The organism is Undibacterium sp. Ji22W (assembly GCF_049340305.1).
GTDB lineage: Bacteria > Pseudomonadota > Gammaproteobacteria > Burkholderiales > Burkholderiaceae_D > Undibacterium.
The window spans coordinates 319029-345103 of the sequence record NZ_JBMPOU010000003.1 but is presented as its reverse complement, the minus strand read 5'-3'; the positions used below and the strand labels follow the sequence as shown (position 1 = coordinate 345103).

At 46.5% G+C, this 26075-nt stretch carries 20 protein-coding genes; 10 read left to right on the top strand and 10 right to left on the bottom strand.

What is annotated here, in order from left to right; genetic code table 11:
* Positions 1-79: 79 nt before the first annotated feature.
* Both ACO0KW_RS14130 and ACO0KW_RS14125 read right to left on the bottom strand, forming a co-directional pair.
* Positions 80-1186, bottom strand: coding sequence for a serine hydrolase domain-containing protein (locus ACO0KW_RS14130; RefSeq protein WP_423053878.1), 1107 nt, complete (start codon positions 1184-1186; stop codon positions 80-82).
* 65 nt (positions 1187-1251) lie between these two features.
* On the bottom strand, positions 1252-2088 hold the full coding sequence (locus ACO0KW_RS14125; RefSeq protein ID WP_423053877.1) for a helix-turn-helix domain-containing protein: 837 nt from the start codon (positions 2086-2088) through the stop codon (positions 1252-1254).
* Between the two features lie 458 nt (positions 2089-2546).
* On the opposite strand from ACO0KW_RS14125, the gene ACO0KW_RS14120 reads away from it, so the two are divergent.
* Both ACO0KW_RS14120 and ACO0KW_RS14115 read left to right on the top strand, forming a co-directional pair.
* Entirely contained in the window at positions 2547-2981 is a 435-nt protein-coding gene (locus ACO0KW_RS14120) for a DoxX family protein (protein ID WP_423053876.1), read from the top strand.
* Positions 2982-3079: 98 nt separating this feature from the next.
* On the top strand, positions 3080-3643 hold the full coding sequence (locus ACO0KW_RS14115; protein WP_423053875.1) for a cytochrome b: 564 nt from the start codon (positions 3080-3082) through the stop codon (positions 3641-3643).
* A 78-nt stretch (positions 3644-3721) separates the two neighbouring features.
* Here the strand turns inward: ACO0KW_RS14115 and ACO0KW_RS14110 are convergent, their stop codons facing one another.
* Positions 3722-4531: a LytR/AlgR family response regulator transcription factor gene (locus ACO0KW_RS14110; protein WP_423053874.1), complete on the bottom strand. Its 810-nt coding sequence runs from the start codon at positions 4529-4531 to the stop codon at positions 3722-3724.
* Positions 4532-4537: 6 nt separating this feature from the next.
* Positions 4538-5743: a sensor histidine kinase gene (locus ACO0KW_RS14105; protein ID WP_423053873.1), complete on the bottom strand. Its 1206-nt coding sequence runs from the start codon at positions 5741-5743 to the stop codon at positions 4538-4540.
* Between the two features lie 118 nt (positions 5744-5861).
* Between ACO0KW_RS14105 and ACO0KW_RS14100 the strand changes: the two genes are divergently transcribed.
* The 4 genes from ACO0KW_RS14100 to ACO0KW_RS14085 all read left to right on the top strand — a co-directional run bounded on the left by ACO0KW_RS14100 (position 5862) and on the right by ACO0KW_RS14085 (position 10398).
* Positions 5862-6572: a hypothetical protein gene (locus tag ACO0KW_RS14100; RefSeq protein ID WP_423053872.1), complete on the top strand. Its 711-nt coding sequence runs from the start codon at positions 5862-5864 to the stop codon at positions 6570-6572.
* Between the two features lie 132 nt (positions 6573-6704).
* Positions 6705-7796: a MerR family transcriptional regulator gene (locus ACO0KW_RS14095; protein ID WP_423053871.1), complete on the top strand. Its 1092-nt coding sequence runs from the start codon at positions 6705-6707 to the stop codon at positions 7794-7796.
* A 96-nt stretch (positions 7797-7892) separates the two neighbouring features.
* The gene (locus ACO0KW_RS14090; RefSeq protein ID WP_423053870.1) at positions 7893-9227 is read left to right on the top strand and encodes an MFS transporter; all 1335 of its coding nucleotides are present in this window, start codon (positions 7893-7895) and stop codon (positions 9225-9227) included.
* Between the two features lie 439 nt (positions 9228-9666).
* Entirely contained in the window at positions 9667-10398 is a 732-nt protein-coding gene (locus ACO0KW_RS14085; protein ID WP_423053868.1) for a substrate-binding periplasmic protein, read from the top strand.
* A gap of 429 nt (positions 10399-10827) precedes the next feature.
* Here the strand turns inward: ACO0KW_RS14085 and ACO0KW_RS14080 are convergent, their stop codons facing one another.
* Together ACO0KW_RS14080 and ACO0KW_RS14075 are read right to left on the bottom strand one after the other, a co-directional pair.
* Positions 10828-11193, bottom strand: a complete 366-nt coding sequence (locus ACO0KW_RS14080) for a hypothetical protein (RefSeq protein ID WP_423053867.1) — start codon at positions 11191-11193, stop codon at positions 10828-10830.
* 24 nt (positions 11194-11217) lie between these two features.
* Positions 11218-12318 (bottom strand): hypothetical protein, encoded by a 1101-nt coding sequence (locus ACO0KW_RS14075; RefSeq protein ID WP_423053866.1) that lies wholly within the window; start codon positions 12316-12318, stop codon positions 11218-11220.
* Between the two features lie 817 nt (positions 12319-13135).
* On the opposite strand from ACO0KW_RS14075, the gene ACO0KW_RS14070 reads away from it, so the two are divergent.
* A complete protein-coding gene (locus ACO0KW_RS14070) occupies positions 13136-15952 on the top strand; it encodes an Ig-like domain-containing protein (protein WP_423053865.1) in 2817 nt (938 codons plus the stop codon).
* A gap of 304 nt (positions 15953-16256) precedes the next feature.
* On the opposite strand, the gene ACO0KW_RS14065 is transcribed toward ACO0KW_RS14070, so the two are convergent.
* The 3 genes from ACO0KW_RS14065 to ACO0KW_RS14055 form a co-directional block, all read right to left on the bottom strand.
* Positions 16257-16655 carry a DUF2177 family protein gene (locus tag ACO0KW_RS14065; protein WP_423053864.1) on the bottom strand — a complete coding sequence of 133 codons (399 nt, stop codon included), beginning with the start codon at positions 16653-16655 and terminating at the stop codon, positions 16257-16259.
* Between the two features lie 20 nt (positions 16656-16675).
* The gene (locus ACO0KW_RS14060; protein WP_423053863.1) at positions 16676-17080 is read right to left on the bottom strand and encodes a TspO/MBR family protein; all 405 of its coding nucleotides are present in this window, start codon (positions 17078-17080) and stop codon (positions 16676-16678) included.
* 533 nt (positions 17081-17613) lie between these two features.
* A complete protein-coding gene (locus ACO0KW_RS14055; protein WP_423053862.1) occupies positions 17614-18195 on the bottom strand; it encodes a hypothetical protein in 582 nt (193 codons plus the stop codon).
* Between the two features lie 317 nt (positions 18196-18512).
* Between ACO0KW_RS14055 and ACO0KW_RS14050 the strand changes: the two genes are divergently transcribed.
* The 3 genes from ACO0KW_RS14050 (at position 18513) to ACO0KW_RS14040 (ending at position 21952) form a co-directional block, all read left to right on the top strand.
* Positions 18513-19505, top strand: a complete 993-nt coding sequence (locus ACO0KW_RS14050; RefSeq protein ID WP_423053861.1) for a ParA family protein — start codon at positions 18513-18515, stop codon at positions 19503-19505.
* Between the two features lie 56 nt (positions 19506-19561).
* Positions 19562-20578: a hypothetical protein gene (locus tag ACO0KW_RS14045; protein ID WP_423053859.1), complete on the top strand. Its 1017-nt coding sequence runs from the start codon at positions 19562-19564 to the stop codon at positions 20576-20578.
* A gap of 396 nt (positions 20579-20974) precedes the next feature.
* Entirely contained in the window at positions 20975-21952 is a 978-nt protein-coding gene (locus ACO0KW_RS14040) for an alpha/beta fold hydrolase (RefSeq protein WP_423053858.1), read from the top strand.
* Between the two features lie 379 nt (positions 21953-22331).
* Here the strand turns inward: ACO0KW_RS14040 and ACO0KW_RS14035 are convergent, their stop codons facing one another.
* Positions 22332-26075, bottom strand: a complete 3744-nt coding sequence (locus tag ACO0KW_RS14035; RefSeq protein ID WP_423053856.1) for a PAS domain-containing protein — start codon at positions 26073-26075, stop codon at positions 22332-22334.

Sequence of the window (26075 nt, the reverse complement as noted above, 5' to 3'; positions counted from 1 at the left end):
TGGGTTGTTGATGGAGATGAAGATGAAGATGAAAATGGAAATCGATTGTAAACGTATAGCATTAACTATGATTAGCCAACTATTCAACTGCCGACAAAATAAAATCGGCAATTAATTTATCCGTAATCTGATGCGGACTGCGCACGCCATAGTTGGTCGTCGTCACCAATGCCACGATGTCTAGAGCAGGAAAGACCACGACCTTATTGCCACCTGTTCCCGCCATTTGATAAGACTGGTGCGTCACACCTTTGGCGCTGTACGGATACAACCACAACAGATAACCATACTTGCGTTGCTCGTCCACTTCAGCATGCGGTGCAACAGACGCCTTCACCCATGCGGCTGGCAACACCTGTTGTCCATGCCACGTGCCGCCGTTCGCCAATAACTGCCCAAGTTTCAAAAGATCGCGGCTACGCAAACCTAATCCACCGCCACCTTGCGCCAATCCCAAAGGTGAAAATTGCCATTCCGCTTTCGTGATGCCTAAAGGAGCAAACAAAGTTTTTTGGGCAAAATCTGGCAGCGGCATTTTGGTCGCGCTTTGCACCACCGCACCTAAAGTGGTTGAGCCAGCAGTGCAATAACTAAACGAGCGGCCATAAGGGGATGCAGAAGGTTTTGGAATCCAAGCAGGAAAGCCTTTGATCGGCAAATCGAGATAGAACTTCACCCAATCTTCGATCAAATACATGCGCTCTTCATTCCCGCGAGAAAATTGATTTTGATCATCGCATTCCATCATGGAACTCATCGTCAATAAATCCTCGACCGTGATTTTGGCCTTGCGTGGATCAGGATTCTCAAGTGGCGTCTTAGGTTTAAGTTGGCTGAGGATAGGTGTCGTAAGTGTCAGATGACCACGATCTATCGCCGCCCCTGTCAACATACCCGTGAGGGTCTTAGTGGCAGATCGGGTATTACGCAGTCCCTCTACACCATCGGCGTCATAATAAGATTCATAAACGAGCTGACCATGTCGGGCGATCAATACACTCGTAATCTGCTGAAATGTCCCCTTCTTAATCGCTTCGTCCATGGCTGCCAGCTTTGCGGCATCCATCTTTTGCGTAGTGGGTGATTCTTTCACCCAATCATGCTTATCATTTTGTGGATGGGCATGTGCATACCCGTTTAGCAGCATCGTGCAGATCAACAATCCTAGGGTAGATTTACGATTCATATCAAAACTCCATTCGCTATTTATTAAGTCATTCAGTTGAATACTGCCAATCTTAACCAGTGTGTTCAATTGAGTCTTGGATATTTGAAACCAGTTTTCACACCACTCAGATTCGTGAAACCAGTTGGTGTCAAACCCCATTGCTGTAAGAACGCCCGGTTCAGATGACTTTGATCGCAGAACCCGCAACTCAAGGCGATGTCAGTCAATGTTTGATCGCTCGTCATCATCAGCTGCGTTGCACGTTCAACCCGACGCCGACGCAAATCATCACCTGGTGTACAACCGAGATGCCGCAAATATTGGCGCGCCAAGTAAACGCGGTGTACACCGATCACCTCCGCGATATCGGCAATACCCAAATCTTCTTCTGACAAATCGGCGATCATCTCCTGCGCGCGCTGCAGCCAAGGTGGAGGATTCGGCGACAAGGGGTTTTGTACATTCAAGCTGCTTAAAACATTCAAGGTAAGCACTTCCAAGTCAAGCTTAACTGCGTCACGCGAAGCCGCTGCTTTAAGTAATTCAAACGCCTGCTTAATGACCAATGGATCATGATGGCGCAAGGCAAAATTAGGCAAATTAAGCTGTTCAACCAACTCGCACGAGTCAACCGCATCAAAACTGATCGCAAAAAACCAGCCCCCCTCCCCCGCAAAACGATCTCTATGCACTACATCCGGCGGGTTGTAGACCAGCACAGGCCCTTCACGCTGCGCTCCGGCCGCCGAAGTAAGGTAACGACCATGCGTCGACAAGACCATATGCGCGCCAGCATGGCTATGCTCTTTCACCTCATATTCCGGCACAGTCGCACGCAAATGACTCAAACCGAGGCGCGAAAAACGCCGTTCAAATGCATTTGTGCCGTAATACTGTCCTGAAGGGAATTTGTCTATCATCCGCAGCTCCATCTCTTAATTCCTAATTCACAACTTCGTCTATGGTTTTTCAACTGAATCCGTTTGTTGCACAAACGAAAGGCAAGAGTCTAGATTCAAGAAAGAACAGCTTCAATCGGTATCAGATCAAATGACAAATCGGATGCATAAACCGCGTAAATCAGGCTTAAGGCAACTAGAGTAACCATCGGTCACCATCGGTCACTATGGCACGCAAATGACGCAAACGACTCAAACTGAACCTAAGAAAAAGCTAGGTGGTTCTTTATTATTGCGGCGCCCAATCTCAATGCCTTTTCGTGAAAGTTCGTGCAATTGCTTTCTCCGCTATATGCACACTGAAGCCGCTGGCATCATGCTTGGGACTTATTCGTCACTTATAGACGGATATTCATCCCAACGCAGACCCGTAACGAAAGTTTGATCTCATAATCGCCACTCTACTTTTGGAGTCCTTGATGAAAAAAATCTTTACAGAATTTCCTTACCTGAGTGTTGAGCAAAGCTTAGTTGTCTTCCGCCTCACACTCGCTGGCCTATTTATGGCACATGCTGCGATGCGTTTTTTTGAACCTAATTATTTCCACGATTTTGGCGTTTTTCTCGCGCGGCGCAGCGTGCCTTTTGCGCATGCATTGCCGTATATCGCTACAGCGATCGAAATGATCGGCGGCACTTTCCTCATTTTTAATAAATTTTCCCGCTGGGTGGCGCTAGGTTTTTTCGGCATTAGTGCGGGAGGCATCATCATCATTCACGCAACTTTGGGTTGGTTTGTTGGCGAATGGGGCGAAGGCGGCTGCGAGTATAGCGTCGCATTGTGCGTCATGTGTCTATTGATGGCAGCGGTTGATCGAGAAAAGCAAAAAGCGAAGGCACTACAAGAACGCTAAAGTCCGAATATCTGTCCGTCCAGACGGTACAGATTTGCGGCTACCTTTTGACGTCAAACAAAGTAATTTTCAGATTATTTACCACTCGCGGAATTTATATGGATCAGCAACATCAACTTAGTAAAACCAGTGTCGTTTTGCACTGGTTAATCGCCCTCGTCATGATCATTTTAAGTGTCGTGGGTTTAGTAATGAGTGAGAAAGAAATTTGGTTTTTATACCCTATACACAAATCAATAGGCACATTGATCTTTGCGCTGATCCTCATACGTGTCGTTTGGCGCATGCGCCAAGGTTGGCCAAAGCCCATTCGACCATACGCACAATATGAGCAAGTTCTCTCGAAAACCGTGCACTGGATTCTCATTACCGGCACTGTGCTAATGCCCATTAGCGGCATGTTGATGTCCGCTGTCGGCGGTCATGGAATTGCGCTATTTGGGTGGGAGTTGGTAGCGGAACATCACTCGCTTACCCAGCCTGATCAAGCTCTGCCCTATAGCGAATTTTGGGCAGGAGTGGGTGAATCAGGGCATACAATAATTGCCTATGTTCTGATTGCGGCAATTGCCCTGCACATAGCTGGAGCGTTGAAACATCACATCATTGATCGTGATGCCACACTTCGCAGAATGTTAGGACAACACACTTCAGACCAATAGCGCATGCAGGCCCTATTGAGTAAATCATACAAGTCAGTGATACGCGTAGTTGATAGGTGTAGCGATTTCAAATCTCTGTTACACCTTGAAAAAACCACGTACTCGTTGAATATGGCGTTCGCTGACGGCAACTTGTGCGCCGCAGACGAGTGTTAGGCTATACGAGCCATCACCGACCACTTTGATTTGTTGGAATTGGTCGATCCGCACAAGTGTGGTGCGGTGTACTCGAATAAAGTCTTGTGGATTGATGAGTTTTTCTATCGCGCTTAATGTCATTCTATGTAACACCACGCGCTTCTCCAAGTGCAGTTCTACATAATTACTCGCACTAGACATCCACAAGACCTCATTGATGGGTATGCATTCCATTTCACCCACCGAGCGCGCAATGATTTGTTCCAAGTATTGATTACTACCTATGGCTGGCTTGCCTACCTTCTCTTCACGATCAACATAGCTACGCAGTGCCTCGGCATAGCCACGCCTTTCTGTGAGAATTTCATCGGCACGCGCGAGTGCCTGAGTAAAACGTAAGGTATTAAAAGGCTTTAGCAAGTAATCCAATGCGTGTACCTCAAAGGCTTCTATCGCATGTGTATTAAAAGCCGTGACAAAGATGATTAATGGCGGTTTATCTAAATTGCTGAGGCTGCGCGCCAAACCGATTCCATTTTCCTTTGGCATTTGTATATCCAGAAAAACGACATCGACTTCATTCGCATTTAAGAACTCACGGGCACTCGCCACATTGTTAAACTCGCCGAGGATGGACCAGTTTTTTTGCGCGGACAACGCGTAACGTAACATCACGCGACCTGGCTCTTCATCATCGACAATGATGGCACGATTGCTGGTGATATCCATTGGTATGTGCTTGCTACTCATCTTGGTTCAACGATGGAATTCTAAGGGTAAGCGCAGATCAACCAGAAAGCGTCCATTGACGACGCTAGTGTGCAAAGAAGCCTGCGCGCCATACGCTAAATGCAAGCGTGCCCGCGTATTGCGTAAGCCCAAGCCAGCTCCTGGATTGCTGCTTCCTTCGTCTTCAGCATTGTGTATCGGATTACTAATACTGATTAATAAGTCACTCTCTTGCTGACTGAAACTGAGCAGTATATCGCTTTCATTTTGATGACAATCCAAATCATGACGCAGCGCATTCTCGACCAATGGCTGCAACAATAATGGTGGGCAGTCGACCTCCTTGACCGCGTCATCTACGCCTTCAATTGCTATCTGCAATCGCGCTCCATAGCGCAATTTTTGTAAGGCTAGATAGTCTTGCAAGAAGGCCAGTTCTTCTGCCAACTTGACACTATTTTTTTCACTGGCCGTCAAGGCATAACGTAGTAATTCACTCAATCCGTGGATGCCATTTAGCGCATTGTCTTTATTGTCTGTCAGAACCAAAGCACTAATGGCATTGAGTGCATTAAACATAAAATGCGGCTCCAGCTGGGCGCGTAAGGCTAAGAGGCGTTGTTCTTCTAGCTCGAAGCGCAGGCTAAGAGTGTCTGCGCGCTCTTGCTCCCAGGCTTTGTCGCGGGCTTGGCTACGCTGCCAAATTTTGACAATCACTACCGCAAAAAATACGGCGGTGACCGTCGATAAACGCAATAAGCACGAATACCGGTCTATCACTAATATCTGTGTTTGGATCGCATCCCAGGTAACGCTTTGATTGGTCTCTGTGAGAAAAAGTTTAACCACAAAGATCAATTGCATTGGCAAAAGAAACAGCAACAAAACACCGTAGCTTAAAACAATATTTCGCGCACTCGCTAACGCTTGTGTCCAACGTGAAAAACCAGCGTAGAGAAATAAGCTAAGCAGCGCAAGTGCGATGGCGCTTTCGCCCCAATCTTTAAACACTTCCCAATAATCAGGGTAGAGCCCAGACCGTAAATCATCGTTAAATGACGTCAATGAAGCAATCGTGGTAAAGACCAGCCAAGCGAAGACATTCAGCGCAAGAACGCGCAGCAGCTTTTGCCATGCTCTCAAGTGCAAGCGTGGCAAAGTGGCCGAGATGTCTTTTTGGTTGTCCATGAAGATCAGTATAGCAGCAGCCAATCCGGTCAATTCAAAACTCATCAAAGTTTGATCACTGAGCTGCGGGGATTCATCCCTCTGATATGTGCGAATAAGGTTGGCGCAGGGATAATTCGGGGACAGTAAGCGAATCGCCAACTAATGAAATGGAACACCAAACATGAATGCAATTGCACTCAAAACCAACGACGCAATCAAACGATATGTGCACAGCATTATCGCAGGTCTGGTACTGCTGCTCACTTTTGCAGGATTTGCAAAAAATTATTACCTTAAGAATCTATTCGGAGGTGACGCGCTCTCGATCCTACTACATGTTCATGGACTGGTAATGACGCTGTGGATTTTACTGTTCATGTTGCAAGTGCTCTTGATCGTCATCCGCAAGCATGCCTTACACCGACGTGTCGGCATGTGGGGAATGGGCTTGGGTTTATTGGTCATGGTGATCGGCATTGCGACAGCGATCGACAGTGCGAGACGGGCGCAGGCCGAACCTGGCGGGCTCTCATTCCTTGCCACGTCCTTGGGTGAGCTACTCGTGTTTGTTGCGCTCGTTGCTCTTGGCCTAATTTACAGACGCCAACGCGATTTTCATAGCCGTTTCATGCTACTCGCCAACCTTTCGATTATCGCGCCAGCCATCGCACGCCTTCCCCTCGATGTGATAGAACGTGGCGGCCTAAGCTTAGTCTTCATCCTCAAAGGCGCTTGCGTATTCGCTTATGTGTTATATGACTTGGCAAATACGCGCCGGCTCCATCCTGTAACTGCTTGGGCATCGCTACTCATTATCGTAACTTATCCGATAACGCGACTAGTTGGAGCCTTGCCTATTTGGATCGACATCGCTAGGTGGCTGGTTAACTAGCAAGATTCATCCTCTATCGAAAAAAGAACAAAAAACTTCATAATTCCCCTTGACCCTGACACTACGTCAGGCTTTATAGTGTGCTGCATATCAGATTCATGTTCTTTTCATGTTCGATCAAAGAGGCACACTATGTTGTTAAAGATTGGCGAATTAGCGCAACGCACTGGGATTACGGTGCGCACCTTGCATCACTATGACAAGCTGGGACTACTCACGCCCTCAGTTCGTTCCGAGGCTGGCTATCGCCTTTACAACCGCCATGACATCGCCCGCTTGCATAAGATTCAGGCTTTGCGCCGTTTGGATTTGTCCTTGCAAGAAATCGGTGAGCTAATTCAAGGCGATACTGCGGATCTGCGTAGCGTCATTAGCCAACAACTTCTGAGCCTAGAACAGCAGATCAAACAAAGCCAAGAGCTACGCGATCGTCTGTTGGAATTAGACGAGCAACTGCAACAGCATGACCAGCCGAATATGGATTATTGGTTGTCCACCTTAGAAATGATGAGCCTGCGGTCCAAATATTTCAGCCCAGAAGACATCGCTCTGTGGCGTCAACATAAGGATGTCAGTAGCGGAAAAATGGACATGACAATGCAACCCATCGTGGCGCAGATCCGCGAATTCATGGATGCCAAGATCGCAGCGAGTGCGCCACAGGTTTTGGTCCAGGTACAAAAATGGTTGGATACTGTACATCAATCGGTTCCGAATCCGCGATTGCTCAAGAAATTCGCTGACATGCATAGAGATGAGCCGTCTATACAAGCCATGAGCGGGGTCGATACTGCGATGATGGATTACATCAACGTCGCTGCGATAGAAATTCGTTATCAAATCTATCGGCGCTATTTGAGCGAAGAGGAATGCCAATATTTCCGTCCCTCATTTATGCGAAATATGGATAACTGGACTGAGCTATTTATCGACCTCAAAAAATTCATCGATGCGGGAATGGATGTCACTGATCCGATCGTCTTAAAACGTATTCAAGATTGGCGCAGTATGTTTTTAGATGCCTGGGGAAACCGCATCGAGACAGTACAAAAAATCCGGCAAATTCATGAAAAAGAACCCAGATTAACTATAGGCGGTGGCTTGTCGCAAGAAGTACTAGATTATGCCGTCAAAGGCATACGCTATTTAGAAACGCAGAATTTGGCCGCAGCGCCATCGTCCGAAGCAGCAAAAACGATTCCCAAAAAATCGATGACGAAATAAGCGCCTAAGCAAATACCAGCCAATCCCACAACACACTATCGATCGTACTAAGCAGCCAAGTCCGGCGGACAAGGCTATCCCTTTATCTGGAGTTTTATGAACAACAACTCAAAGCCAGCACGCGGCTTTATGCGTGACCGCAATTTTCTGTGGATGCTAACGGGTGGTATTACCTCGATGCTAGGCGATCAATTTACGCTCATCGCCCTACCTTGGCTAGTACTGCAAATGAGCCATGACACGCTCACTCTGGGCATCGTGCTGGCACTACTCGGCATCCCGCGCGCCCTATTCATGCTCATTGGTGGTGCCGTCGTTGATCGATATGATCCCAAGTCGGTGATGATGATTACCAAGTACATCAATACTGTTTTACTGGCGGTTCTGGTCGTGCTGCTAATGACTTCCAGTCTGAGCTTATGGATGATCTATCTGATCGCCCTACTGTTGGGATTATCAACTGCGTTTAGTATTCCAGCCGGAACCTCAATGTTGCCACGCGTCGTCGCTGCAGAACACTTACAAGCGGCCAATGGCATGATGCTAGGCTTACGCCAGATCACTTTCTTTTTAGGTCCTTTGATGGCGGGCGGTTTAATCGCGCTGTTGGGTGATCACGCCGCTGGATCGCAAGCTGGATTGGCAACGACTTTACATGCTGCGGACATGATGGATATCGCCGATAAAAAAGGACTAGCAATGGCATTTTTTGTCGATTGTTTTAGTTATGGATTTTCTGCCTGGACCTTATCGCATGTGAACATGCTGCCAATCAAAGCAGATCAACAGGGATCGACATCAAAGCAATCCTTACTTAGCGCGACCATGAGCGGCCTACGTCATTGCTGGAACGACACCATGATGCGCACCTGCTTTTTGTATTGGTCTGCCATCGCTTTTTTAATCATGGGACCGATGCAAATTGCCATGCCTTTATTGGCGCAACAATTAGGAAATAACGCAGGTGTGCTCGGCCTACTAGCCGGTGCGCATGGTGCTGGAACGCTTCTTGGCATGGCGATGTCATCCATCTTTCCCAAGCTGCGCCTTGGTAGTTTGGGGAGCACGATCTTACTCATCGATACCTTAGTCGCGCTGCTGTTTATGCCTATGGGAATGATCCACGTCGCATGGCAAGGTGCTGTAACTTTATTAGCGATAGGCGCACTCGGCGGTTATCTGCACGTCGCAGTCTTCACCTGGATACAACGCCAAGTACCACCCGCCATGCTGGGACGCGCGATGAGTATTTTCATGTTCATCTTTATGGGCATCAGTCCCGTCTCTGCGGCACTGACAGGATGGCTAATGCATAGCCTCAGCCTCAGCCAGTTATTCGCAGGCAGCGGCGCACTACTGATCGTGATCGTGATCATCGCTTTGCTGATGTCACCGATACGACAGATGCGTGATGCTGGTAGGACGATTTGATTTAACTCCCCCCTTCATGACATAGCTACCAACACAAGTCAGAGCACCACTAAAAGTCCCCTCCCTTTCAAGGGGAGGGCTAGGGTGGGGAATGAGTTAGAGTGAAGCAACCAACAATGTCCACCACACCACCCAGCACAGACCGCGCCATATCAAAGGCTAAACCATGAAGGCCGCCCGTTCAATTCAAACTCATCAATCACCGTCACCCCTGCTTCTTAACATGCTCGTGACAAAAAATGCGAATTGAGACGATTGAAGATACTTTCAACGCAAGACAAAATGACAAAACTCTGAAGATTAGTTGACCCATATCGCCGCTTGAACTACTCTTAGATTCATTGCGGTATTTCCTTCAAACGTCACACTTACTTTGGCTCATTATCAATTGCCGATTCAAGCCGTTATTAGTATTGCCATCCGGAAAGTGACTAAGCACTTGAAAACCTTATTTCTCTTCTTCTATTTTCTATTTTCCACAACATTGTGTGGATTAAGCACAGCGCAAACCTCGCCAGTCAGAATCAACATCACCACTGAGCATTACCATCCATTTAGCTTTGCTGACAGGGATGGAAAGATCACCGGTGCAACTGCAGACAAAGTTCACGAATTATTCAAGAGAAGCCGGCTCGCGTATCAAATGAACATCATGAGCTGGAACCGCGCGTTTGAAATGGCGCGTAAGACACCGAATACCTGCGTGTTTTCGACAGCCAAAACAAAGGAAAGAGAGCCGTCCTTTCATTGGATTGGGCCGATTGCAACAGGGAATTGGGCTCTCTTTGGAAGTCCGGATAAATTAAACAAGTTTAAGACGCTCGACGATATCAAACAATCGAGTATCGGTACTGAGGAAGGACAAGTGGTTCTCTCCTATTTGTCGGCGAAGGGCTTCAAAACGGTCACCTCAAGTGAGTCTTCTACGACATTTAAGAATGTTGCTATTGGTCGGATTGATTTTGCAACAGCGAGTGATACCCATGGAAAAAAGCTGATTGCGGAGAATAATCTCGAGGGCAAAGTTGTTTGGTTGTTTAATTATTTCCATGCAGACTATTACTTGGCTTGCCATCCGAAAACACAGGCGGAGGCGATCGCAAAATTAAACAAAAAACTGCGAGAAATGAAGGAAGATGGGAGCTTCAAGAATATCGAAGCCAAATACTAGCCTGACGCCCTTAGCGATGGAATATGCTTCTTTTTTCCGTGTAGGTCTAGTAGATCTGCGGCAAACCACCCTACTTTTTAAATGTCTCTTCTATTTCAAAAAAATGAATCAACGTTTTAATGAATATTTGTGGATAATTCTCAGCCTTCAAGGGGAGAGCTGGGTTGGGGGTGCGCTAAAGTAACGCTATCAACAATGTCTATCGCACGACAAGAACCAATTCCAAAACCCAACAATAAATCACCACACCACCCAACACAGACCGCGCCATATCAAACGCCAAACCATGAAGGCCGCCCGTTAAATTCAAACTCATCAATCACGTCATCCCCAGCTTCTTCGTAGGTGCGTCGAAGGGACGAAAACGCGGAAAAACATCTCGGCAGCGATAAGCCGCATCGACACACACAGTACCATACTGAAAAGAATTCACTTCCATAATCGCCCGCCCTTCAAAATATAAAGCAGACAAACGCGCCACCATAAACGGAAAATCGGCCACTGCGCAGAGAATGCCCAACTCCCCGCAAAGGCATAGCCGATCACGGTTTCTGATTGCTCATGTGCAGACATCTCAACCGAGACGAACACACCACCATTGCCCAATAATGCTTCGATCTGCGCGACAGTCAATGCGGTGGTGACGAAACCGTTCTTTTGTTCTGCTTCGTTCAGGTTGATTAATGGATTGCGGCTTTGCAGCGCAAGGATGCCGGGAAGGTCTGCAGTTTGGGTTGAGAGCGGGTTTCGTTCATTTATGCAAAGGGAAATTTTTCTGAAAAATACTTTGTACACTCACCGCCAACGACAAGTGCCTAGTTAACTCGCCTGTGCACGTTGCTTATAAAAATTCAGAATCGTTTCCGCCGTATCGCCCACCAAATAGCGCGCACAAAAATCTGCATACCAATTAAAATGCGTACTCACTCGGGTTCCGACCTGCACTGTCAAACGCGTACCACTACCTTCTGGACTAAGCGTGTACGAAGTATCTTCGATATCGAAATATTGACCACCTATCACCACGTGATCATCCAAAGAACCACTTGGAAAAGACTCCGGTGTGAACAAATATTTCCAAGCAATGCGACGATTCTCTTGCCACTCGGTGATTTCTTCTTCAAAGCGGACACCACGCTGCCACAACAACTGCCGCTTACCACCAACCCGCGCCTCTAGGGTCCATGCTTCGAGCGGATAAGGCACACCAATTTTATAAGCAAAACCATGCTTCAATTCATCGGGGCGTATATTCAAAGGGAAATTAATCAGCTGCCAGATCTTTTCAGGGCTGGCTTCGATGTAAACAGAACGCTGCGTCTGCTGCCTGATCGTAGGAGCTTCGATTTTTTGTTCAATGCCCCCAAACGCAAACGGTATCAGCAGCACGATCGCTGAAAGCTTGCCGGACTGATTAGGGCTCAGCCAAGTAATGATCACAGAAATCAAAGCGCCCAGTAACATCAAAGGAATAAACAAACCCATCGCCATCACCAGGCAGATCGTCCCTTCCCGAAACAAAGCGCCCACCGCAAACGCAAACAGGCTCAAAGCCAACATGGACACACCGCTCGCCACCGCCACGCCACGCATCTTCTTTTTCTCAGAAAGATACGCCACGATCATACCCATTGCCAAAGGAATGCCGACCAAAAAAGACGTCAACATCACACCACTGCCAACGGATAAAAATTTCACAAAAAATGTGTAAGCCGTCACGCCATAGACCGCCCCCGAACTCGCAATCAATGCACACCAAAACAAATAGCCAGCGCCCCTCAACAAAGACTCATGCATAGGTCTGGCTTGCTCAGCATCAGGCACAGCAGAATAAACAGGATTGACAGTCATGGAGATGCCAGCATCGGCAGTAGTCGAAACTGAATCTTGTTCAGGATTATCAGAATTAAGTTGGCTCATGGATAGTGATCAGTCTGAGTTTGGCGATGTAAATTTAGAGCTATCAATGTCGAGATCTAAAATCAACTGCTTCATAAAAGACAATATCTTACGTTATTTCATTTCGCCAAGGAGACTGTTTTCTTGATTGAGGCGGCCAAAGCACACCTTGCGCCAGAAATTGCTAAGCGACTTGCCAGTTGCGTGCTGAAAGGCTGGGTGTGATGGAGCCTCATTCAAATCACGATCAAGCAAAATCAGTAAACTTAGCAAAATCAGCAAACTCAGCTAAAGCGATTTCCACCAAGCGATTAAACCCCCAAGAAAAAACGCAAAGCCCAACTAGCTCGCCCACAAATTGAGTTAGAAATTTAATCTCATCTATCACCACGACGCCCACACTTATAAGTAAATTCGACACCAACTTAGACAATTTAATTTAGCAATCAAATTCTCCGCCAATTTTTAGAGAAGCGACTCTAAACCACCGCAAACACCTGTGAATTCAAGTACTCGCGGGCATTTGCCGTCGTTCGCGTTGTGGTTTTTTAGACCATAAAAATTCGATGTAACACACTAGTCATAATTTCCTGTGAGTCTGCACATGTTCGCCGGCCTTGCGCTATTCCATTCAAATTTCCTTTCAAAAGTTGAGTAGACACCTGCATTAACAACGCAGGTGATGACTGCGCTCTGCGTCGTCTTGTGAACAAACAAGCGCTTCGTGTTGACGATAGGTTTCATTTCAAAGAACCACAAAATAATCGCAACAAGATCTTAAAAAAACAAAACGACATCGATGCGCTTATCCAGCGTCTCAATGTCAGGGAGAAAAAATATGCAGTATCTAACATGCAGTCAAAAGCTAAAAAAGTTAGCAATTCACCTTGGAATGGTATGCGCCATCGCTTTGAGCGCGCACCCATCAGCCATCGCCTCAGTGACAGACCACCACGAATTTGAAGCGACGTTGCATGCGCCTTTCAAAGCTGATTCTAGCCTCGGCACAAAAGGCGAAGCGCGCTATTTCACGATGGAGTTTAGTTATCCACTCAATACGAAACCACTGACTGTCAGCTGGAAACTAGAGCTACTGCGCCCGAATAATACAGTCGTAGAGCGCTGGTATGGCAATGAAAAACTCACGACCAAAGCGATACGGACGAGAATTCTTTGGTCAGGCACGAGTGCCGATAAAAAACCATTAAGCGATGGTATTTATCAGGTGCGCTTGAGTGCAACCGAAACAACGACACCGATTTCAACAGGCTTAACAAGCAATAGCAACGCGACAGAAAAATTCGTCGAACAAATGCTCAGCGCAAACCAACACGAAGTCATCACACAAACATGGCAGATTCAGGTCGGTAAGCAAGTAGCCGCGCAGATGCCGAATTTTTCCGCCTTAGCGCGCGGAAGCCGTCAGCTCACTCTGAATAGTAATGTCGCGCAAAAAAATCCACTCACCAATAAGGCGGCGGTCGCGACGTTGGCACCAGCTAACGGTTTGCCATACACGATCTACTACGGCAATTTGCATAGCCAAACCAATCACAGTGACGGCGGCGGTGATTTGGCAGCATGTACCGGTGCTCAAAATCCACAGTCCGCTGCGTTTGGCCCAAGTGACGCTTATCAATACGCGTACAACCGTGGCTTAGATTTTTTGATGACGTCAGAACACAACCACATGTACGACGGCTCAGACGCGACTAACGCTGCCGCGAATCCTGCGACTGCAAAAAATCTCTATCAATCTGGCTTATCCGCCGCTAGTAGTTTCAATTCCTTGCATTCTGGCTTTTTAGGCGTCTACGGTATGGAATGGGGTGTCATTAACAATGGCGGGCATTTAAACATCTTCAATTCAACTGAATTGTTATCGTGGGAATCCAACAGTTCTGGTCAGTTAATTGGCGATACTCAAACGACCAAAGGCGATTACGCCGCGCTTTACACATTGATGCGTCAACGTGGTTGGATCGGTCAATTCAATCATCCGGCAACTACCGGGCAATTCATGATTAACAGCGTTCCACTTGCCTACTCTGCGGATGGTGATCAGGCAATGGTACTGTGCGAAGTGCTCAATACATCGGCATTCTCCACCAACACGACAGAAAGCGAAACCGGCAGAAGCCTGTATGAAGCCGCCTGCAATAAAGCGCTGGAAGCGGGTTTTCACATCGCATTTAGCACCAATCAAGACAACCATTGCGCGAACTGGGGTGCTTCGTACACCAATCGCACTGGCGTCTTATTAGCCAACGGAACAACGTTGACCAATCAAACTTTCATTGATGCCCTGCGTGCGCGTCGCGTGTTTGCGAGCATGGACAAAAACTCTCAACTCATATTGACGGCGAATAGCCACATCATGGGAGAACGTTTTTCTAATACAGGCAGCCTGACCCTCACCGCCAATTTTGCCAATACCGCAGGACGCGGCGCGACAACGGTTCAGATCTATGAAGGCGTGCCGGGTCGTAATGGCACCGTGACCCTATTGTCGAGCACTGCTATCACCACCATTACGCCAAGTGTCGGCGAGCATTTCTACTATGCCAAAATCACCCAAGACGACGGCAAAATGTTGTGGTCAGCACCGATCTGGGTCACGCAAACAACTGGCAGTGCCGATACCACTGCTCCCACTGTTAACGCCAGCGTCAGTGGCAGCAGCGGCAACATCAACCTATCTGCCACCGCAAGTGACAATGTCGGCGTTAGCAAGGTGGAGTTTTATATCGACGGTAGTTTAAAGGCGACCAGCACAGCGGCACCATACACCGCCGTAGTTAACTCAAGCACGTTAAGCAATGGCACTCACAACTTACAGGCGAAGGCTTACGATGCAGCAAATAATATCGGTAGCTCGACCGTCGTCAGCTTCAATATCAACAACGTCGTTACCGACACCACGCCCCCAACGATCAGCGCCACTGAATCAGGTAGTAGCGGCACGATCAGTTTGAATGCCAATGCGTCTGACAATGTCGGCGTCAGCAAGGTTGAGTTTTATATCGATAATGCTTTGAAGGGTAGCGACCTCACAGCTCCCTACTCGCTCAGTCTCGATTCCACCAGCCTGAGCAACGGCACCCACACCTTGAGTGCGAAAGCCTTTGACGCGGCGAACAACAGCAGCACTTCTGCGTTAGTGAATTTCAGCATCAACAATGTCATCGCTAGCGAGCTCATCAGCAACGCGAGCTTCGAGAGTGTCACAGCCAATTGGACTGCTAGCTCAGGTGTCATCAGCAACGATGCGACACAGGCGGCGCGTACCGGCAGCTACAAGGCATGGCTCAATGGCTATGGCGCTGCACATACAGACACGCTGTATCAACAAATCACCGTGCCTGCCAACAGCACCACAGTGAGTCTCAGTTTTTGGCTCAAGGTGGTTTCCAGCGAAACGACTACAACACAAGCTTACGACACCTTAAAACTGCAAATCCGTAACAGCAGCAATACGGTACTTGGCACCTTAGCGACCTACTCCAATCTGAATAAGGGTAGCAGCTACGTCAAAAAAACTTTCGACCTGAGCGCTTACAAAGGTCAAACTATTCGCATCTATTTCTTGGGCGTAGAAGGCTCCACGGTCGCGACATCTTTTCTCATTGATGATGTGAGCGTCATCGCACAATAAATCGGTGTCAAGGCCTTTCAAGCCTATACGACTCTAACAAAAACGGCGACTAGTGTATTGACACTCGTCGCCGTTTTTTTCTGATGAGCGTCGTAGCCACACGCTAGCATCGAGTTTTGTCTAAAGCATTCGCCTCGCTCCCTACTTAGCCAACACAGACCGCGCCATATCAAACGCCAAACCATAGTAAGGGCGTCCATCAAACTTAAACTTCAACTCAAACTCAAACTCGCCCTACTAAGGTTTCCAGATTAAAGAAAATCCTTATTTTCTTTGACTTTGAATTTGACTGGTTTCGCTTAAGTTAAAGGCTGAGCTTACGTGCGATGAAAAAGGTGGCGGTTGAGACTGACGCGGCCACCGTCGCGCCCCATGCTAGATCAACTATCGTCACTAGCAGCGGCCAGTCTTTGATCGTCGCGAGATTGCTGAGGTCATAGGTGGCATAGGTAATAAGCCCGAACAGTGCGCCAAATAAAAGCGCATCCATCCAAGATTTTTTCTCGAAGGCAGGTGCAATAACGAACAGCACGAGCCCTACAATAAACAAGAGATAGAAAATAACTGCGGCGACCCAATTAAGCTCATCTCGCATCAAATAACCAATTTGATTGCGATAAAAATTTGTGGCCACTAGCCCCAGCCATAGCATATCGATGACAAAAAAAACAGGAAGCGCAATCGCATATAGTTTGATGAACATATTGAAGGGTGATCGCATGTTTAACTATTGAGGTAGGTTATCGATATTTGCAATACTGTCGCAAACAATCCCCACAAAAGGTAGGGAATATTGGCATAGACCACCCAGCGTAAATCAGGGGATGCCTGCCACACAGCGACCAATGCCCAAACGAGCGTCGCCACCACAAGCAAAATATCCACAGTTGCGAGCAGATTGTTTTTGAGCCCGAATTGTATCGGCGTAAAGGCGATATTGAAAACAAGATTCAGGGCAAAGGGCAAGGCCACCAACCACGAAACTTTCCCCGTAAACGCTCTATAAAAAACAGTGCCATAAGTCACCGCAATAATCAGATACAAAACCGACCACACCGGTCCAAAAACCCAGCTTGGCGGCGACCATGTGGGCTTGATTAATTGCGAATACCAGTTAGCTGTGTTCATCGAATTCAATTTTTATCTCCAATAAAATAATGCCGACGCGCCAGATGCACGACCTCTGTGCGGCTTGCCAGCAACTACACACAAATCGCATTCACTGTAGGCATTACCAACATTAGCGCATCAAAGGCGTTCACTATATCGTACAAATGTTGAATGCCTTCGTTCGTATCCGTTACCAAGTTCCTTCGTTAAAAAATACAGAAAGCTTGATACCTTAGTTTGGCACAGTACCGAGCATATATAAACGCCGCGACAGTATCCGTGTGCTACACAACATATCAATGAAAAGCGCAGAAGACAGGGATCTTAAAATGCGACATCGGAATTCGAATCGATAGCAAGTAAGTTTCTTAACTCCCTTCTCCCGCAAGCGGGAGAAGGGTCGGGGATGAGGGATGTTCAAGTTCGGATAAAGTCAATAGAAACACAAATTCTGCAAAACCCTTATCGATTTATGCCTTTCAAATACTTCACAAATACTGAACCACCCTCACCCTAGCCCTCTCCCGTCTGCGGGAGAGGGAACAAATAACCTACCCCAACACAGACCGCGCCATATCAAACGCCAAACCATAATATGGCCGCCCGTTAAATTCAAACTCATCAATCACCGTCATCCCCAGCTTCTTAGTATGCGCATGATAGGAATGCGGATTGAGACGATTGATGAAAGTCACACCAATAGGATAACGCTCACACATCCCCAAACGCATAGCCTCAAACAAACGCGGGAACACCCCCAGCCCACGATACGCCGCATCGACACACACAGGGCCGTACTGAAAAGAATTCGCCTCCGTCATCGCCCGCCCTTCAAAATCCAAAGCAAGCAAACGCGCCAACATAAACGGAAAAATCGGCCACTGCGCAAAGTAAGCCCAACTCCCCGCAAAAGCATAGCCGATCACGGTTTCTGTTTGATCATTTACAGAAGTTTCAACTGCGACGAACACACCACCATCCGCCAATAATGCTTCAAGCTGCGCGACAGTAAAGGCGGTGGTGACAAAGCCATTCTTTTGTTCTGCTTCGCTCAGGTTGCTTAATAGATTGCGGCTTTGCAGGGCTAGGATGCCGGGGATGTCTGAGGGTTTGGCTGGGCGGGTTTGGGGCATTTTATTCTTTGGATGCAATTCGGACTAAATTTTACGTGTAAATTTACATGGTTAATGGCACTAACAACATGAAAATACAAATAATCTAATCGAACTACTAGTCATTTCACGTGGCATCTAAATTGCTTCCTTAATGAGAACAATAAATTTTATGTCAGTCTTTACTGGGAATACTTTGCATATTAATTCTGAATGTGCGAGTTCCAAGATAAAATTAAATTGAAAACAAGTAGTCGTTTGCCACTTTCCCCAAATAATTAACTAATTTCTAAACTATTCTGTTGCATTTTGCGACGATTAAAACTTAAGGTACATGCATGAAGATTGTCTCAATATTTAATAACAAAGGTGGCGTTGGCAAAACAACATATATGTATCATATCGCCCACCTCTTGGCACAAAGAGGAAAAAAAGTCTTAATTGTCGATTTGGATAGCCAATGCAATTTATCAGCTTACTCGATGGACGAAGCTGAGCTCGAAAGAAGCTGGAAAACCGACCGAGGCAATAGTATTTGGAATGCGATAGAACCGTTATATGAACGACTCGGCGACATAAGGAAGCGCCAACCTTCAATTGTGAATCCAGAATATCCAAACCTTTTTATCGTACCTGGCGACATACTACTTAGTAATTTTGAAGACTCTCTCGGCGATTCTTGGAGTGGCGCCAAAGGCGGCAATCCAGGAGATCTTCGAATTCAATCTGCGATTTATCGTTATATCAAATGGGCCGCTGAAAAAATCGAAGCTGATGTTGTAATGTTAGATTTAGGGCCAAACCTCGGAGCATTAAATAGGTCGGTGTTAGCCGCAAGTGACTATTTTATTGTACCAATGTCGCCTGATCTCTTTTCAATTCGAGGTACACAAAATCTAGGTACAAAATTGGTTACTTGGCGAAAAGAATGGGAACAGTGCAGAGCCGCATATGTCGAATCAAATATTGAACTTCCAGAAGGGAGACCAGTATTCCTTGGATATGTAATGCAACAGCATAATATTAGGAATAATTCAGCGGGCATGACGAGAGGGTGGTCCATTTTTGGAGAGCAGGTTGTGAACGCGGTTCAAAAAAATATTGTCGAAAAACTTCAACCGTTAGGTCAAGTTCACAATTGGACTGACGCGAATTGGAACATCGGAAGAATTCCGAATCTACATAGTCTAATTCCATACTCGTTGGCGGCACGAAAGCCAGTATTTTATTGCGGAGCAAGAGATGGTCTAAATGGAGCGCACATTACTACAGCACGTGACTCAATACAACATTTTGAACCAATTATTACTCGTCTATTGAGCATACTTTAGCGATCCACGATCTAATTCAAATTAGTCTCATCCCACAATTTATAAGAGAAAATTTAATGAATTCCACAGAAAGATACCAAGAGACACTAGAGTCGCTAGTAAGGGTTCAACAATTTGAAGCAAGTACGCTCAGCCGTGAAAACGCGTTAGGAACACAGTTGAGCTTTCTGGAAGCAGTTAAACCTGCAGAAAAATTAATCGAAATTTACAAACGAATACCGATTACGTCACTCGAAGATTTTTCTGATGAACAATTACTTTCGATAGGGTCGCTTGCCCAAAGTGACTTTAATTTATTCACACAAATTCTAGAATTTGACGCAACAAATTCGAATGCGGCAGACCAAAGAACTAACATATTAAATCTTATTAAATCTCGACGAGACCAAGTGTTTAGTGCTCTCTGGTTGTACATCTCTTACGGCGTGGCAAGGAGTACCGACACATCTTTACTGGAATCTCAAGCAAGGGCAGCAATCCAAACAATAAAAGACCAATCTACGAAACTTACTCAAGAACTGCTTCAATCGAAAGATGCTGCGGAGGTTGCGCTCGCTGCAATTAGAGCCGTCGCTTCAGAACAGGGAGTCTCTCAACAAGCTGCATATTTCAAAGAAGAAGCCAGTGAGCAGGAGATTTTGGCTAATACTTGGCTAACATACACATACCGTTTTGCTTTTGGCGTTATTTTATTTGCAGTGTTAAGTTTGATGTTACATAAACTACCTTGGATCAAGCCAGAAAGCAATGCGGAAATGTTTCAGCTCATAAGTAGCAAATTTCTTATATTTGCGGTACTGGGTTACTTATTGTTGATGTCAGCAAAGAATTATTCAACCCACAAACATAATGCTGTTGTAAACAAACATCGGCAAAATGCACTCCTTACCTATCGTGCATTGGTTGAAGCAGCTGGCCAAAAAGGAACTGAAGACATAATTCTTGCCCACGCTGCATCTTGCATATTTTCACCGCAAGAAACCGGATTCGGCCACGGGAAAAATGATTCATCTTCAGGATCAAAATCAGTTTTGGAACTTCTAACGAAAGGAGGGACTAAATCAACAGAGTAAACTGTTAGAAGCATCCAAGGAGTCAGAGTCAGTTCATTTCAACAATGATGCTGACCTACTCCAAAATCAATTCTATTTTTTTCTTTGTGCTAAATCAGAGCTAAACACAATCAAATATTCAATCATCCAACAAAGAGGTGTCGGCATCACTTTGTTTTTACAAACAACTCCCATAAACCTTAAGCAAACATTCTTCTTCGCATCAAGTTAATACATAAATACGAATTCCATAGCGTCGAGTTCAACAAAAAAACAATAAATAAGTGATGCGAACGTAGTTTTAACTTTGAAGAGCTACCAATAATCTGCCCGTTCCAAAGAAACTAAAACGAAGAACCTTATTTCACCAAGGTGGGCTATTCTTGTGAATCAACAATCAACCAAACTCAAAACCCCATGATCAACAAAATACTACTAACCGTTTTATTCACAATCTCCATCCCATTCTCAGTATCCAAAGCCCAAGATTCAAAAGCATCACAATCTCAAAACGCATCAATACAAATCGACAAAACACTGACACCAGAAATCGGTGGCATCAAGCAGGTTGTCGAGATCAAAACGGATGATGCTAGCAAACCTGTTTTGCTGTTTTTATCTGGCGGCCCTGGTAGCTCCATGATCAATGGTGCGCCTGCTTTTACTTCTGTTTTGAAAAGCCGATTCACCATCGTGCAGTGGGATCAGCGTGATGCTGGTAAGACTTTGAAATTAAATCCTTCGCCTGTTCAGCCTTCCGTTGCGTTGATGGAGAAGGACACGCTGGAGGTCATCCAATTTATTCGAAAAGAATTGAAGCAAGAAAAGATCTATTTGTTGGGTAGCTCTTGGGGGAATGTTTTAGGCTTTTATATCGTGAAGAATCATCCTGAGTTATTGTATGGCTACTTCGCTTCGAATCCTGTGGTGAGCCAGCTCGCTAGTGAACAAGAATTGTTGGTGATTTTGAAGAATCACTTCAAAGACAACGAGGTCGCGACTAAGGAATTAGCGACGGTGAGTATGCCGTCTGTCGTGGATGAAGATATGTTTTATTTGAGGAAGTGGCTGTTTTTTAAAGAGGGCAAATCCTTTGCAACGAGCGAGGGTTTTAAGGCGGGTTTTCTGCAATGGTCAAAAACTTGGTCACCCGTTTGGAATGAAGTGACGCGGATTGATTTGCCTACGACTTTGAAGTCAGTTGATTGCCCGATTTATTTTTTCGTGGGGAAGAATGATATTCAAACTTCGACAAAGATCACGGTCGATTATTTCAAGGCATTGAAAGCGCCGAAGAAGGCTTTGTTTATGTTTGAAAACTCGGGGCATCAGATTCATCAGGATGAGGCTGAGCGGTTTCAGAATGTGATTATTAGTACGCTGCCTGTGATGTAGTTGTCCTCAACATGGCTTGATCAATAGACGAGACGCTTCATTCCTGCGTAGGCAGGAATCTAGCGGTGTTCGTTGATCGACAAAAAGACGCTGGGCTCCTGCCTTCGCAGAAGTGACGGTGAATGGATTTTGCTGTTCACTGAACTTGTGTGAATAGCTATGCTTTGAAGGAGGAGGAATTAAAAGCGCTGCACCGAGGGTGCAAGCCGCGCTCTTCATATGCTGAGCTGGATTGCTTGACTTGTTGGCGGCGCGGGTTGCACCCGCCCTACTTTTTTGTTTGTCGTTTGTGAGGCGCGGTTCTTTTTGAACCGCCCTCACCCTTGCCTTCGTCCGCTTGCGAGATGAACGCTGCCACTACAAGGAATTAAAATGAGCCTCAATGTGCCAAAATTTTTATGTCCGTAGTGATCATCTTGTTGAGCCCCGGTGTTGACAGCTCGCACACTAGTTTTTCAATCGTTTCTGGTTTGTGCAAATAAAACCCTTGTGCATAGTCAATGCCTAACTCAGCGACGCGCTCTAATACCGTCTCTTTATCAACATATTCGGCGATCGTTTTAACGCCCAACACCTTCGCGACATCGACAAAACATCTGACCGCTGCATCATCTAGCGGATCATCGACGATATCCTTAATAAATTGTCCGTCGATCTTGATTACGTCAACTTTCAAATTCTTAAGGTAACCAAAAGAAGATGCACCCGCGCCAAAATCATCGAGTGCGACTTGTATGCCCAAGGATCTCACGCCTTCGATAAACAGCGCTGCATCCGCGAGGTTAGTGACAGCGGCGGTTTCGGTAATTTCGATACACAGTCTTTGACAAATTTTCTGATCGAGTACCGACAGCTTTTCCATCATGTGCCGATGAAAAGCACGATCACCAATTGACTGTCCAGAAAGGTTGATGCACAGAGTCTCAATCGCCACGTAATTTTCACCAGTTTGTAGCCATGCTATCGCCTGTTTGACTACCCATTTGTCGATACGGGATGCCAGGTAAAAGCGTTCAGCGGCTGGTAAAAAAGCACCTGGCGCGATAAGACCACCATCGACATCACGCATACGGATCAAAACCTCAGCATGAATCCCGCTAGCATTCCCATGCAAGCTTTCTATTCTCTGCGCGAATAAGACAAAGCGATCCTCATCTAGGGCATGTTCAATACGTTCTGTCCACTGCATTTCACCATGTCGTTCACGCATGGCTTGATCGGTATCAAACCAGGTGTGGACACGATTTCTTCCTGCTTCTTTCGCTGCATAGCAGGAGGTGTCAGCCGCTTGTAAAATGGCCGCCATATTGGCAAACGCATTGCTAATCTGTACCAGCCCGATACTAGTGCCGATACGGAACCGACGTCCATCATGTAGGAATCTAAATTCCTCCATGCGATCGCAAATTTGCTGTGCTACTCGCTGTGCTTGGTCGGCGTTGCAATGGTCCAAAATAATGCCGAACTCATCGCCGCCCAGTCGGGCTAGCGTATCGCCAGTCCGTACCCGTTCTGCCATCAACTTACTCACTTGTTGGAGCAATTGATCACCGGCGGTATGCCCACAAGCGTCGTTGACTAACTTGAACTGATCGAGATCAATGTACAGCAACGCATGAATGCTGCCTTCTTCATGGGTCTTTTGCAGTAGTCTACGTAGTCGATTTTCGAATTCCACCCGATTGACCAAACCTGTGAGCCCATCATGCGTCGCGCGATAACTCATTTCACCCGACATCCGGCGTTGTTCAGTTACATCATGGAAGACCAACACGACACCGAGTAAATTGCCTCGCTCGTCACGAATCGGCGCGGCGGAATCTTCGATGCCATATTCTTCACCATGGCGGGAAATGAGCAAAGTATGGTTGGCTAAACCCACGATCTTGCCCTGCTCCAGACAAGTCTCTACTGGATTTTCGGTCGGGGCTCGAGTCTGTTCATTCACAATGTGGAAAACTTGCGTTAACGGTCGACCGAAGGCCTCTTCGTTACTCCATCCAGTCATTCTTTCAGCTACGGGATTGAGCCACGTAATATCACCACGATGATCGGTGGTGATCACCGAGTCACCGATCGAATTTAAGGTGACACGCAATAGCTCATGTTGTTGTGCCAAATTCGCTTCTGCTTCGCGTTGATCGGTAATATCCCAATTTACACCAATCATACGAATTGCTTGGCCACGATCGTCTCGTATCACGACCGCGGCACCTCGAATATACCGCACGGCGCCATCTTTCCTACAAATACGAAACTCGGTATCAAATTCACGAATACCACTGATCGCTTCATTCAATACGCGTTCTGCATCCGCCTTATCCTCTGGATGCACGTGCTGTGCCCATAGTTCATAGGTGTTATTTTCATGTATCTGGTCAACACCGTAGAGATGAAACATATGGGCATCCCAGATCAGGCACTGATTAATCAGATTTAACTCCCAAATGCCGATTTGTCCTGCTTCGGTGGCTAATTCAATACGTCGTTTTGCGTCTTCCAGATTTTTTTGCTGTTCGATGTTAGCTGTCACATCTTGAAAAGCCCCAGCCAATCGCTTTGGAACACCGTTCTCAAACTCCGTACTACCGAACGCACGGACATAAATACGCTTGCCTTGTTGCGTGATTAGAGGAAGGATGAGATCCCAAGGTTTACCGCCCTTCATGCTTTCTTCAACGGCTTTGGTGACAATTGGCCGTGCTTCCTCTGCATAAAAATTAATCGCTTCGCTGAGTGTTGGCTTATACCCTAGCTCGACACCATGAATCCGACAGGTTTCATCCGACCAAAAAATCGTGTTTTCGACCAAATCTACTTCCCATCCACCGACACCAGCGATCCGTCCTATCTTATCCAGAAAATTCTTATTTTGGCGCAACTGATCTTGTTCGATTTTTCGTTTGGTCACATCGGTACGTATCGATACATACTTATCAATTGCGCCGTCAACGCCACGCAAAGGAGCGATGATGCTATCGACCCAATACAATTCGCCAGTCTTGCTCCGATTACAAATTTCTCCGCGCCATGAGTTACCCGAAGAAATCGTGCGCCAGATATCTTGAAAAAATGAGGGCGGATGAATGGCAGAATTGACGATTCGATGATTCTGGCCCAATAACTCATCGCGGCTAAAACCGCTTATCTCACAAAATGCATCATTCACTTCAATCATGTCACCACTAAGATCTGTGATTGACATAATGCGTTGTTTGCGGATCATGGACAACAGCGAATCATTGATTTGTTCTGCCGCAATTTGTTCCGTAACATCTTGCACGGTACCCACAAAGCCTGTGCATTGACCACTGTCGTCAATCGCTTTACGTGCTGTGCTATGTACTACGCGCAACTCACCACCCGGCAATTGGGTTCGAAATTGCATATCAAAATCAAGATTATTTTCGGCGCAACGCTGCCACGTTTGGAACACACTTGCCCTGTCTTCTGGGTGCAATGATTTAGCCCATCCAGTCCCAAGGCTTTCCTCAAAATTCATAGAGTAAATACTTTGCCATCGTGCGTTGGTATAGGTGCAGGCCCCGTCGGTATCTGTCGCATAAATGCCGAGCGGAGAGGACTCACATAGAGCACGGAACTGTGCACCATTATTCGCCTGTTCAATGACCAATCTACGCGCCTCCATCGCGTGCACAGCGATCTTGGCTAGTTCGATCAATGTTACGCGTTGGTTCAACGTCAATTGTTTGCTCACACTATCGATGACACACAGTGTACCAATATGACTCCCGTCTTTTAGTGTCAACGGCACACCAGCATAAAAACGAATATCTGGACTACCTGTCACTAAAGGATTATCAAAAAAACGGGCATCCTGCGTCGCATCTGTCACTTCCAATAACTCATCACCCAAGATCGCATGTGCGCAGAAAGCAAGTTCGCGCGGCGTCTCTGTCGCGGCTTCCAGACCATGATTGGCTTTAAACCATTGTCGATTCATATCGACCAAGCTGATCAGCGAAATAGGCGTGCCGCAGATCAAGGCTGCGGCATTGACAATGGCGTCAAACTGCGGCTCCGCCGCTGTGTCGAGCAACTTTAACTCGCGTAGGGATCGCAGACGATCAGACTCATTGATTGGTATCGCGGCGATTTGCAT